General features: G+C 59.3%; 13 protein-coding genes and 1 tRNA gene. 3 read left to right on the plus strand and 11 right to left on the minus strand.

Annotated elements, in window-relative coordinates; genetic code table 11:
• Positions 1-16 precede the first annotated feature (16 nt).
• The 9 genes from BM036_RS02650 to BM036_RS02690 form a co-directional block, all read right to left on the minus strand.
• Positions 17-1,330 carry an erythromycin esterase family protein gene (locus tag BM036_RS02650; protein ID WP_245742417.1) on the minus strand — a complete coding sequence of 438 codons (1,314 nt, stop codon included), beginning with the start codon at positions 1,328-1,330 and terminating at the stop codon, positions 17-19.
• A 71-nt stretch (positions 1,331-1,401) separates the two neighbouring features.
• Positions 1,402-1,644: an acyl carrier protein gene (locus tag BM036_RS02655; protein ID WP_091848648.1), complete on the minus strand. Its 243-nt coding sequence runs from the start codon at positions 1,642-1,644 to the stop codon at positions 1,402-1,404.
• Positions 1,641-2,882, minus strand: a complete 1,242-nt coding sequence (locus BM036_RS02660; protein WP_091848649.1) for a dihydrolipoamide acetyltransferase family protein — start codon at positions 2,880-2,882, stop codon at positions 1,641-1,643. Before BM036_RS02660 ends, BM036_RS02655 begins: the two co-directional genes overlap by 4 nt.
• Positions 2,879-4,858 (minus strand): pyruvate dehydrogenase (acetyl-transferring) E1 component subunit alpha, encoded by a 1,980-nt coding sequence (gene pdhA / locus BM036_RS20235; protein ID WP_245742419.1) that lies wholly within the window; start codon positions 4,856-4,858, stop codon positions 2,879-2,881. The genes BM036_RS02660 and pdhA overlap by 4 nt, the downstream gene beginning before the upstream one ends.
• Positions 4,859-4,878: 20 nt before the next feature.
• Positions 4,879-6,609, minus strand: a complete 1,731-nt coding sequence (gene acsA, locus BM036_RS02670; protein WP_091848651.1) for an acetate--CoA ligase — start codon at positions 6,607-6,609, stop codon at positions 4,879-4,881.
• Positions 6,610-6,742: 133 nt separating this feature from the next.
• On the minus strand, positions 6,743-7,216 hold the full coding sequence (locus BM036_RS02675; RefSeq protein WP_091848652.1) for an acyl-CoA thioesterase: 474 nt from the start codon (positions 7,214-7,216) through the stop codon (positions 6,743-6,745).
• Positions 7,217-7,418: 202 nt separating this feature from the next.
• Positions 7,419-8,237, minus strand: a complete 819-nt coding sequence (locus BM036_RS02680; protein ID WP_091848653.1) for an RES family NAD+ phosphorylase — start codon at positions 8,235-8,237, stop codon at positions 7,419-7,421.
• The gene (locus tag BM036_RS02685; protein WP_218144752.1) at positions 8,234-8,599 is read right to left on the minus strand and encodes an MbcA/ParS/Xre antitoxin family protein; all 366 of its coding nucleotides are present in this window, start codon (positions 8,597-8,599) and stop codon (positions 8,234-8,236) included. Before BM036_RS02685 ends, BM036_RS02680 begins: the two co-directional genes overlap by 4 nt.
• Before the next feature lie 145 nt (positions 8,600-8,744).
• The gene (locus BM036_RS02690; protein ID WP_091848654.1) at positions 8,745-9,182 is read right to left on the minus strand and encodes an META domain-containing protein; all 438 of its coding nucleotides are present in this window, start codon (positions 9,180-9,182) and stop codon (positions 8,745-8,747) included.
• A gap of 253 nt (positions 9,183-9,435) precedes the next feature.
• On the opposite strand from BM036_RS02690, the gene BM036_RS02695 reads away from it, so the two are divergent.
• A tRNA-Met gene (locus BM036_RS02695) sits at positions 9,436-9,512 on the plus strand.
• A 227-nt stretch (positions 9,513-9,739) separates the two neighbouring features.
• On the opposite strand, the gene BM036_RS02700 is transcribed toward BM036_RS02695, so the two are convergent.
• Positions 9,740-9,967, minus strand: coding sequence for a helix-turn-helix domain-containing protein (locus tag BM036_RS02700; RefSeq protein WP_091848655.1), 228 nt, complete (start codon positions 9,965-9,967; stop codon positions 9,740-9,742).
• Between the two features lie 128 nt (positions 9,968-10,095).
• Here BM036_RS02700 and BM036_RS02705 point away from each other — a divergent pair, with 128 nt between their 5' ends.
• Entirely contained in the window at positions 10,096-10,329 is a 234-nt protein-coding gene (locus BM036_RS02705; protein ID WP_091848656.1) for a hypothetical protein, read from the plus strand.
• The gene (locus tag BM036_RS02710) at positions 10,322-10,540 is read left to right on the plus strand and encodes an Arm DNA-binding domain-containing protein (RefSeq protein ID WP_091848657.1); all 219 of its coding nucleotides are present in this window, start codon (positions 10,322-10,324) and stop codon (positions 10,538-10,540) included. Before BM036_RS02705 ends, BM036_RS02710 begins: the two co-directional genes overlap by 8 nt.
• Before the next feature lie 89 nt (positions 10,541-10,629).
• On the opposite strand, the gene istB is transcribed toward BM036_RS02710, so the two are convergent.
• Positions 10,630-11,189 (minus strand): IS21-like element ISSpu5 family helper ATPase IstB (gene istB, locus BM036_RS02715; RefSeq protein ID WP_091848658.1); only part of this gene is annotated, 560 nt, incomplete at its 5' end.

Raw genomic sequence — 11,189 nt, forward strand, 5'->3', positions numbered from 1 at the left:
CTGTTGATAGCCGGCATCAAAGGCCGAACGGATAGGTATCCGGCACTCCCTGCAGGGTCTTCGCGTTCAGCGGCGTCACCGCCCGTGTTTCATTGAACCAGATGTACTCGTCAAACTGCTGCGGCAGGCTTGCGTGGTAGTAATGGCTGTGCCGCTCCGTTTCGGGCCGATAGATCACCCCGATGGCCCGCTGCAGGCGCTTCGGGCGAAGCAGGTGCAGTAATTCCCCATCACCATGTCTGAGTGGCACCAGCGCCCGTTCAACGCCACTGCCATGGAAGGCCAGCTCATAACTGTCGGCAAGTGAGGGATTGACCGATTTGACCTCCGCCTCGCCGCCCCAGTCGGATGCTGCCATCACCGTACCCTGGTGGGTGCCGAAGCCAATGCTGAACAGGTCGTCGCCATAACGTGCCCGGGCCAGTCGGCCAATGTTGTATTCACCCCTGCGCACCATGTCGGTGGCGTCACTGTCACCGACATGGGAGTTGTGGGCCCAGACAATGCCGCGACTGTTCTCACCGTAATGTTCCAGCAGCCGTTCCAGGGTGGAGAACATATGGGTATCCCGCAGGTTCCAGGCATTGGCATCACTGAAGAACATGGTGCGATAGTATTCTTCGGCGCTGGCTACGAGGTTGGCATTCTGCAGGGCATCGAAGAGCGATTCACCATCGTGCCTGGCAAGCTCACGACGATGCTGGTAAAGGTTTGCCAGGGTGGCAAGGATATCGTCCTCACAACTGCGGAAACGGGGGTTCAATGCAGTTCTTGCGTAGTTGACCGGGTCATCCCGGTACGGCAGCAAGCACTGGTAGCTGGCCAGGGCCTGCTTCGCCAGGTCCGGCTCATGGCGACGAAGGTAGGCCAGCACTTCGTCCAGGGACAGGTACAGGCTGTACAGGTCCAGCCCGTGGAACCCTACCCGGCCGGGTTCCGGGCGGTCCAGGTTCCAGCGCCGAAGCCAGTCAACGAACAATCGTACCTCGTCATTACGCCACATCCAGGTGGGGAAGCGGGCAAACGCCGTCCACTCCGATGAAGGGGTACGTCGGTCACGCACATAATGATCCACCCGCGAGGCGTCCGGCCAGTCGCCTTCAATAGCCACAAAGTCAAAGTGCAGGCGTTCGATCAGTTGGCGGGTGATTCGCGCCCGGGCTGCATAGAACTCGGACGTTCCGTGGGACGCCTCGCCGATCATTACCACCCGGGCATTTCCGATGCGTCGCATCAGGCCATCCATGGGCATATCCTGGAGCGTATCAAAGGGAATCGCGACCTGGGACAGCCGCTTTGAAATGGACGTGATTGCCGAGCTTGCGTGCATGCTTTTCATCCCCCACTGAAATAATCCTTGTTCATGGATCACCCCGGACGAGCAGGCTCCAACCTGCCCCGTCAGACCCGTTCCTGCAGGTAATCCAGCAGGTCCGCAACGCACCGCATGCGCGCGTAGTCCTGGTCGGGAATGTTCACACCCAGCCGCTTGTGTACCGCGGCTGCCAGGTTAAGCAGGTCCATGGAATCCAGGTCGTATTCGTCCTGCAGGCTGGCCCTGTCGTCAAACGTGGCCATGTCGATGTCCGGTGCCACATCCGACAACTCCTCCAGCACCGCCTTGCGCAATTCGTCCCGATTCACAGTGCCTCCGGTTGCTGTAGTCGTTGTTCAATCTCGTTGAGAAACAGTGCGCCAAGGTGGCCATCACAGACACGGTGATCGGCCGCCAGGGTCAGGTCCACGGCCAGGCGGACGGCGACCCCGTCCCCCACTGCCAGGGGCCGGCGGCGGGCACGACCAATGCCGATCATGGCGACCTGGGGCGGGTAGATCACACCGTAGACCGTGTCTACGCCGCGATCACCAAGGGCCGTCAAAGTGGCGGTGCCGCCTGTGATCTCGGACAGGCGCAGGCCACCTCCCCGGGCACGGCGGACAAGGTCCTGAAACCGTTGCATCAACTCCGGCAGCGACAGCTTGTCGGTGTCCGATATAGCCGGGGCCACCAGCCCGCCGCCACGCAGGTGCACCGCCATGCCCAGATTGACCTGGGGCGCAGCGGCAAAGCCCGCTTCGCCATAGTGACCATTGAGCTCAGGATAACGGGCCAGGGCCATGGCGGTGGCTTTCATGAACAGGGCAGCAAGCAACAGCCTTTTCTCCGGCGGTTGATGCTGATTATAGTCCGCCAGCCAGGCTTCAGCCGCATGCAGGTCTACCATGGTCGCCAGGTAATAATGGGGAATCTCGCGCTTGGACCGGGTCATTGCTGCTGCGATAGTGGCGCGCATCTGCTCCCGGTCAAAGCCGCCTCCGGCGGGCGCCGGCCTGCGCCCAGGCGTCGTTCCCTGCAGGTCTCTCAGCACAACGGCGCGATCCGGTCCGCTGCCCCGGATACCCGACAGATCCACACCAGCCTCCCGGGCCCTGCGCCGGGCCGCCGGTGATGCCAGGATCCGCTCCGCAGCATGGCCACCGTTGTCGGCCGGGACTGACCCTGCAGACACCGGTTGTGACGGCAGTGGCCGGTCTTCCTTCGAAGCCTTTTCCGGCCTGGCATGCGCACCGATTGTCTCACCAGGTTCGGTGGCCGGTTTGGTGGTCCCTGGTGATGGCGTTTCCGGGCCGGGCCGACCCTTGCCGCTACCGTCACCAATCCGCGCCAGTGGCGTGCCCACATCCACTTCGGTCCCCTCTCCGACGTACAGCGCCTCGACCACGCCATCCTCGAACACCTCCACGTCCAACACCGCCTTGGAGGTTTCCACGGCTGCGATAACCTGCCCCCGGGTTACCCGATCGCCCACCTTTACCTTCCACTGGACCAGCTTGCCGACATCCATATCGGCACCCAGGGACGGCATGGTGAACTCACTCATGGCTTCTCTCCGAGCGTCCGGCGGGCTGCCTCCACGATCTGCTCAACCCGGGGTAAGACCAGCTGCTCAAGGTGCCGGGGGTAAGGCACCGGAACTTCCTCACTGCAGACCCGGGCCAGTGGTGCATCCAGTTCCCAGAATGCACGTTCATTCAGGATGGCCATCACTTCTCCGGCCAGGCCGCCGGTTTTCCATCCCTCATCGACAATGACCGCCCGATGTGAGCGGGCGACAGATTCCACCAGCGTATCGGTGTCCAGGGGCCGCAGCACCCGTAAATCGACCACTTCGGCCTCGATGCCCTCTGCGGCAAGCTGTTCCGCCGCTTCCAGTGCCTTGTACAGGGAGCCCCCATAGGTGATCAGGGTAATGTCGGTGCCTGTACGCCGGATGGCCGCTTTCTCTATGTCCACACCCTGCGGTTGCGGCGTAAGTTCGGCGGTGTGGTTGTAGAGCATCACATGCTCGAAGATCAGTACCGGGTTGGGGTCCTGCAGTGCGGCCCAGAGCATGTACCGGGCATCTTCCACCGTAGCCGGTGCCAGCACACGAAGACCGGGCACATGGGTGTACCAGTTTTCCAGGCTGTGGGAGTGCTGTGCCGCCACCTGCCGCCCGGCGCCGGTTGCCATGCGGATCACCACCGGCACATTGAACTGGCCACCGGACATGTGCAGCAATGCAGCGGCCGTATTGACGATCTGGTCCATGGCCAGCAGGCTGAAATTCACGGTCATGATTTCCACGATGGGCCGCATGCCCCCGAGGGCCGCCCCCAGCCCGGCGCCGGTAAAGCCGTTCTCCGCCAGCGGTGTGTCCCTAACACGATCGGCCCCGAACTCGGCAAACAGGTCACGGGTAACCGCATAGCAACCACCATAGCGCCCGATGTCCTCCCCCATGAGGAATACCCGCTCATCGTGCTCAAGGGCTTCCTGCAAACCGCGATTGAACGCCTCTCGCATGCTGGTTTGTGAGGGTTCCGACTCCGGTGCCGGTGGTGGCGCCAAGGGACTGGGCAAAGGGAGGGAAACATAGTCGTGCAGGGTTTCCGGCGGCTCCCAGTCGGCGTTCTCGGCGAACTGGACCGCCTTGTCGATCTCTTCGGTGATTTCCTTTTCCAGGGCCTCCCGCTCGCCCTCCTGGATAAGCCCGGTCTGTGCCATCCAGTCGGCCAGGCGGACAATGGGGTCCTTTTCCTTCCAGGCCTCCACTTCTGCCGGGTCCCGGTAAAGTTGAGGGTCGAACATGGAGTGGGCACGGAACCGGTAGGTGTCGCATTCGATCAATCGTGGTCCCTTTCCGGAACGTGCCGCATCGAGGGCGTTGCGGGCAGCCGCCTCCACCTGGACCACGCTCATGCCATCCACCCGCTCGGACGGTACGCCAATGGCTTCCGACTTGTGATAGACCTCGCCCCGGGCATGTTCAACGTCCAGGGGCGTCCCCATGGCGTAGTGATTGTTTTCACAGATGAATACAACCGGCAACTGCCAGAGTGCCGCCAGGTTCAGGCTTTCGTAGAACACGCCTTCCGAGGCGGCGCCCTCACCAAAAAAGCAGACCGTTGCCCGGGTGCGGCCCTGCATTTTGTCTGCCAGCGCCAGCCCCACCGCCATGGGAATTCCGCCACCGACAATGGCATTGCCGCCAAAGAACCGGGTATCGGCGTCGAACAGGTGCATGGAACCACCCCGCCCCATGGCGCAGCCCGACACCTTGCCGTACATCTCCGCCATGACCCGCTCCATGGAGATACCCTTGAGCAGGGCATGGCCATGTTCCCGGTAGGTGGCCACGACGGCCTCGTCCTCGGTCAGATTGAACATGACGCCGGCGCCAACGGCCTCCTCGCCGATGCAGACATGGAGGAAGCCACGGATTTTTTCCTGCGTGTACAGTTCCACACAGCGTTCTTCAAATCGTCGCGCACGCAGCATGTCCCGAAGCAGGCGAAGCGCGTGCTCACGGGACATCCTGGGTTTCCCGGAAGCACTCATTGCGCACCTCCGCTCTCCAGGGTGGAAGTATCACCTTCCGGCAGGCCCAGTTCCCGCGCCCGCAGCAAGCGGCGCATGATCTTGCCGCTGCGGGTGCGTGGCAGTTCTTCCCGGAAATCGATCTGCCGTGGCGCTACTGCCGGCCCCAGCCTTTTTCGGGCCAGGCCCATCAGCTCCTTGCGCAGTCTCTCATCCGCTTGATAGCCCGGTTTGAGGGCGACAAAGGCCTTCACGGTTTCTCCCGCAATCTCGTCAGGTACGCCGATAACACCAGCCTCCGCTACGGCGGGGTGCTCCAGCAGCACGCTTTCCACCTCGAACGGGCCAATCAGGTGCCCCGACGACTTGATAACGTCATCGTCACGGCCGACAAACCAGTAGTAACCATCGGCGTCCCGGCGTGCCAGGTCACCGGTGAGATACCAGTCACCGACGAAGCTGTTGCGGTATTTCTCTTTCTGGTGAAGATAGCCACGGAACATGGAAGGCCAGCCCTTTTTCAGCACCAGCTCGCCCGTCTCGTCCGGTTCCGTGATCAGCTCGATGCCGGTTTCGGTCTTCCGGGCCAGGGCCGCCTCCACACCGGGGATGGGCTTACCCATGGAGCCGGGACGAACCTCCATGGAGGCATAGTTGCTGATCATGATGCCGCCGGTCTCTGTCTGCCACCAGTTGTCGTGAAAGGGCTTGCCCAGCACCTTGCGGCCCCAGATAACGGCTTCCGGATTGAGGGGCTCGCCAACACTGGCCATGAACCGGAGCGACGACAGGTCATGGGCCCGAGGCAGTTCCGGACCCAGCTTGATCAACATGCGGATGGCGGTGGGTGCGGTGTACCAGACGGCAACTTTCTGGTCCTGGATGATCCGGTACCAACGCTCGGCGTCGAACTCGGCCTCGTCCACCACCATGGTCACACCATTGGTCAGCGGCGCGATGATGCCGTAGGAGGTGCCCGTCACCCAGCCCGGGTCGGCAGTACACCAGTAAATGTCACCCGGGTGCATGTCCAGCACGTAGCGACCGGTCATGTGATGGTTCACTACGGCCTCGTGCACATGCAGGGCGCCCTTGGGCTTGCCCGTCGTGCCGCTGGTAAAATGCAGAAGCGCCGGATCTTCCGGGTCCATGGCCCGGGTGGCGTACTGATCACTGGCGGCCGCCATCAGCGACGCGGCATCCTCGGTTCCGGGTGGCGCCTCGTCGAGCTGGTCAATCAGCAATACATGGCGTATCGACGGTGTGTCTGCTACCCAGTCCGCGACTTTTTTCCGATACAACCGCTCGCTGGTGACCAGCACCGCTGGCTCACCGATTTCCACGCGCTGACGAATGGGTTCCGGGCCGAAGGCAGGAAACAGGGGCGTGAACACACAGCCGTGCTTGAGGGTACCCAGCACCGCTGCATAAAGATCCGGAATCCGATGGGACAGACCGTAGACCCGTTCGCCGGGCCTGACCCCCAGATCCTGCAGCACATTGGCAAATCGCGCGGCGCGCTCGTTCAGGGCCCGGTAGCTGATATCCACCGGGGTTTGACTGTCACGGGGCATAAAGCGGATGGCGGTGCGTTCTGCCACCTCTGTGCCCATATGCCGGTCCAGCGCCTCGAAGGCGATATTGAGCCGACCATCGCCCATGCCTGCCAGTTCCCGCCAGGCCTGGGCCCAGGAAAAACTGGCACAAAACTGCTCGTAATCCGGCAGATTAACCGAACTCGCCTGCATGTAGTTCCTCCCGATGATAGAGGTTCCTTTCCATGCATGAGCTTAGTCGAGAATTGCTTTGACGATGACGGCAAGTTGCGACGAGCCGCCCCAGGACCACCAGAATCTGATGGCCCTGGGCCCAAAGCGGCCCTCAGGCTTCAGCGAGGGCGGTAGCTTTGGTGGCAGTATGCATGCCCGCATGGTCGATAAACTCACCACGACCGCCCTGCTCCAGCGCCTGGCGCATCAGGTCGGGAATGGGCATTTTCTCAACGGTTTCCGGATGTACAGTCACGCCGATCATCTCGCCCTTTGCCAGGAACTGTCCCGTGCGGGCGTTGGTGATGTCCATATCCAGGGTGAACGACGTATTGCCGATATGCCCGGGCTGGACGGTGATTTCCAGCTGGTCCCGGTAACGCGCCGGGGCTTTCCATTCGATGGTCAGCTTGACCACCTGGTAGTCAAAGCCGCCACCGGGCAGCTGGTCCTGCTCGCAGATGTGGTGGAGGAATTCGGTCGCAGCCAGGTCGATGTAATCACCGTAGCGGGCATTGAAAACCACTTTCTGGGCATCGCATTCGCCGTAGCGGACTTGCATGTAATAGCGAAACGGGGTGTCCATGAATACTCCTTTTATCGTTGTTTTATATGGGGGTCTGCCGTACCGGTTGCATGCCACCATTTGCCGGCCGCATTCCAGTCGGGCGCCGTAGTTTGAAAAGGAATTATGGCAGATAGCAATGAAACTATTCACCCCCTCGACCAGGCAGTGGTGGGCTACAACCCACCAGGCGGATTACTGCGAGGAATAGCAGGCGAATCGGTCAGACCGCGGGACGGGGAAGCTGCCCGGCTACCATAAATCTGTCGGCAGGGAATTCCGCGGCGGTAGAGGTACCATCACGCTCCGTCACGACAATGGATACGTGCTCTCGGGTGGTCACGGCAATCATCGGCCGAAAATTACTCGGCTGACGCCGCCGGAAGGCTTTTGGCGTGAACACCCCCCAGTTGAGGCCCACTGCGTTCAACCCCGACTTGGACTTTCCTGCAGCCCTGTCTTCGGCGTCGGGAGCCCGAAGCCCCACCTGCACTGCCCGGGCTGAAATAAACTGGAACGCCTGAACACCAGCTTCCCGCATCTCGCCCCCCAGAGCCTGGGTAAACGCATAATCCGACGGATGGGTCAGCTGGTCCCGAACATCGCGCCAGGCGGACGATTGAAGCTGGAGCCCCTTTTCCACCCCTACCGACGCTTCAAAGATTGTATGGTGGGATTTGACCGGCCTGGGGAACGGCTTTGTAGTGTCCCGAACGAACACCAGCCGGTAATAAGCGGTTTCCACCAACGCCGTTTGAGTGTCGGCAGAACCGTAAAACAGGCTTTTCTCGAAGACACGCCCGAAGCGAGAGCCATAACGCAGCGGCGGATATCGAAACGGCGTTTTTAACAGGTAGTGCAGCCCACGATCAGTGTGGGTGTAAGGTGGCTTGCTTTCTTCCAGTAGCTCTTCAAGGCGAGACTGCTCTTCAGCGGTGTCGACGATATCGGTGGTGGCGGATTTCTCCTGGGTTTCCGCCACCCGGTAAACCTGCCCCTTGAGTGGCCCCGTCTGGGTGTATATTCGCTCCAGGTAGCTCAAACCTTGCCCCGGATGGCATCGAGGTACATCACTACCCGCACCAGGCCCTCGCAGGTTTTCATCGTCTGCAGGGGCGCCTGGCCGAAGTACTCATTATCAGTGGTTAGCCAGTGCCGCATATTGTCCCGGTCGCCACCGACCAGCGCATAAAGCCCCCGGTATACACGAACAAACATAAGCGCCAGTTCGCCGGACTTTGACTGCGGATCAATGCCGTCGCGAGTGATGCCGGTACGATCCCGTCCAACGATCTTTGACACGTCAGCCTTGGCAACCCCCATGGCATCGGCGGCATTAAAAAGCGCCTTGGCGAGCAAAGTGCGATCGTTGGTCCGGTTTTGCGTGGCGGCGGCCAGGGTCATCACTTTTCTCCTCGTGAACTGCTCTGTCCAGTATAGTGCATTATCACTTAGTGGGGCTATTCCGGGGAATTTTCACGATAAAGCTGTGTAAGCTGTGATAGTGGTAGCGGAAGGTTATGAGCCCGACGGTCGCTTGCCCCCACCGTCAGTACAGGTAAACCGCCTGGAACTCAGCCACCTTGGCCGCCCGTTCATCCCGGAACACGAGCACGTCACCATCCACCGTCCAACTGACAGTGTCTTTCAGTGCCTTCAGGAATAACGCTTCCTGTTGCATCACCTCCCGACAGGCCATCAGCGTGGTAACCAGGTTCCGGAACCTGAGCTGATCATCATCCAGCTGATAACGGCCGGAAAGGTTATTACACCCGGTTGAACCTGCAAGACGCTGACCCTCCTGGTGCAGTACCAGGTGTGGCTCCCGGTGTCCCTCGATAACTGTCACTCCTGGTTCTTCCAGACTCACCAGTTTCCAGTAGGTATTCAGCAACGGCTGGTCCGGCACCGACTGACCGGTTGCACACCCCGTCACGACCGCAAACAACAAAAGCAACACCGTGCGCCTGATAACTCCCTCAGTCATGCGACTCTCCTGGCCAGAACATTTAAGCACTGAAATGTTTTACGATGCCCGGGAATCTTATCACCCTTTCCAGGCGCGACTCTCACAGGCCGAGGGGACGTAGGGGTTATCCTCAACAGAAAATCTTCAAATAGCCGTTGACAGCCCTCCGCCGAATCCTTAATATACGCACCACGTTGAGCGGTGAAGCAAACAGAAAACACTGCTAAAACAAAAAGTTAACCAGAACTTTTTGTGATGACGACAAGTTTGATGCGGGGTGGAGCAGTCTGGTAGCTCGTCGGGCTCATAACCCGAAGGTCGTAGGTTCGAATCCTGCCCCCGCTACCATATAAAAGAAAGGCAGATCAGTTACTTACTGGTCTGCCTTTCTTGTTTCTGCTCTCCGCATTTTCCTCCGTGCCGTGGCCGTGCCCTAACTGTGCCATTTGTTCTTAAGCCTATAGTAGCCTCCTATGAACTTTGACCATAAGGCACCCTAAGGCACGCCCTGCTTCTCTCCTTCAGAAACGGCATAACGATTTAATAGCTTCCATGCTGACGGTAGTCCACGGATCTCAGTTTCCGTCCTTTATATGGGTCACAAGCTGTTCGATCTCACAATCGAAATAGTTGCACAGCTTATCCAGGTTGTCCGTCACTGTACTGTGTCCTGGATGGTTAATGATCTTGGATAGCGTCATCCGGTTGATCCCCGTTTCCTTGGCAATTTCCCCAATCGTAATGCGTCGCTTTTCTGCGAATTCCTTGTCTGCGATGAGCTCTTTTAGGTGATAGCGAATCATCTTCCCGCCATTTGATCATAAAAAGTATCAAACGACACTTGCAATTATCAGCAAGAGGCGTATATTGATGATCAAGTGATATTTTTTATTATCATTTGATCGCTTGGACAATAGAGGATGATATTCGCATGAACAACACATACCTGACAACTGAAGAACTGTCTGATCGCATCAAGTATGACGCCAGAACCATTCGCCAGTGTTTAAAGGACAGCGTCCTTCTGGAAGGCAAGCATTATATCCGCCCTTTCGGAGGCAGGAAGATACTGTACATCTGGGAGGTCATCGAGGAAGACATGCTGAACAGGGCTCAGGATTCGCTAACCATTCCAATGGCAAATGGAGGGGTGTGCCATGGCTAAGGTAAGGGTCCGGCGAGATACGAACAAGCTTTTTGTCGACTTCACCTTCCAGGGCGTGAGATGTCGTGAACAGACCCTGCTTAGCGACACCGCAAAGAACCGCAAACAATTGGAAATGCTCATTCAGCGCATGGAAGCAAAGATGTTACTCGGCGATTTCGATTATGCAGAGTTCTTTCCAGGCAGCAAGAACGTGTGCGTAAACCGCTGAAGGTTGCCACCCATTCCACGTGAAGCCTGCCACCCGGACCGGAGCAAGGCTGCCACCCATCGGAGCGTAGCGACGCGGGGTTTCTCTTGTTACTCCGAAGTCTCAGTGCCCGTCAACTTTGTCTGCTGTTTTCGCATGGATTCGCCCCGTAGATTGATCTTGTAGGCGTTGTGAACAAGCCGGTCCAGGATGGCATCTGCCAGAGTGGCGTCGCCGATTACACCATGCCATTCTTCGATGGGTAGTTGGCTGGTGGCAATGGTGGAGCGCCGGCCATGTCGGTCTTCCAGCACCTCCAGCAAGTCTCTTCGGTTCTCCGCGCTCAGCTTCATCAGCCCCCAGTCATCCAGGATCAGGACGTCTACTTTGGCGAGGTTGGTCAGGAGCTTGGCGTACTGACCATCCCCCTTGGCGATGGTCAGTTCCCGCAACAGTCGGGTCAGGCGCACGTACTGGGCGGTGTAGCCTTCGCGGCAGGCCTTGTGTGCCAGGGCGCAGGCCAGCCAGGTTTTGCCAACGCCGGTGGGACCGGTTATGAGTACGTTCAGATGCTCCTTCACCCATTGGCAGCTGGCCAATGACTGGATCAGTCCTTTATCCAGGCCCCGTGAGTTCCGGTAATCAATGTCTTCGAGGATGGCCGTGTGTC

The sequence above is a fragment of the Marinobacter segnicrescens genome (assembly GCF_900111555.1).
GTDB classification, from domain to species: Bacteria; Pseudomonadota; Gammaproteobacteria; order Pseudomonadales; family Oleiphilaceae; genus Marinobacter; species Marinobacter segnicrescens.

Excerpts from the sequence above, each read along its gene's own strand:
- BM036_RS02690 (WP_091848654.1), bottom strand. The coding sequence starts at position 9,182 with ATGACTGAGGGAGTTATCAGGCGCACGGTGTTGCTTTTGTTGTTTGCG.
- BM036_RS02675 (WP_091848652.1), bottom strand. The coding sequence starts at position 7,216 with ATGGACACCCCGTTTCGCTATTACATGCAAGTCCGCTACGGCGAATGC.
- acsA (WP_091848651.1), bottom strand. The coding sequence starts at position 6,609 with ATGCAGGCGAGTTCGGTTAATCTGCCGGATTACGAGCAGTTTTGTGCC.
- BM036_RS02710 (WP_091848657.1), top strand. The coding sequence starts at position 10,322 with ATGGCTAAGGTAAGGGTCCGGCGAGATACGAACAAGCTTTTTGTCGAC.
- BM036_RS02705 (WP_091848656.1), top strand. The coding sequence starts at position 10,096 with ATGAACAACACATACCTGACAACTGAAGAACTGTCTGATCGCATCAAG.
- BM036_RS02700 (WP_091848655.1), bottom strand. The coding sequence starts at position 9,967 with ATGATTCGCTATCACCTAAAAGAGCTCATCGCAGACAAGGAATTCGCA.
- BM036_RS02650 (WP_245742417.1), bottom strand. The coding sequence starts at position 1,330 with ATGCACGCAAGCTCGGCAATCACGTCCATTTCAAAGCGGCTGTCCCAG.
- pdhA (WP_245742419.1), bottom strand. The coding sequence starts at position 4,858 with ATGTCCCGTGAGCACGCGCTTCGCCTGCTTCGGGACATGCTGCGTGCG.
- BM036_RS02660 (WP_091848649.1), bottom strand. The coding sequence starts at position 2,882 with ATGAGTGAGTTCACCATGCCGTCCCTGGGTGCCGATATGGATGTCGGC.
- BM036_RS02685 (WP_218144752.1), bottom strand. The coding sequence starts at position 8,599 with ATGACCCTGGCCGCCGCCACGCAAAACCGGACCAACGATCGCACTTTG.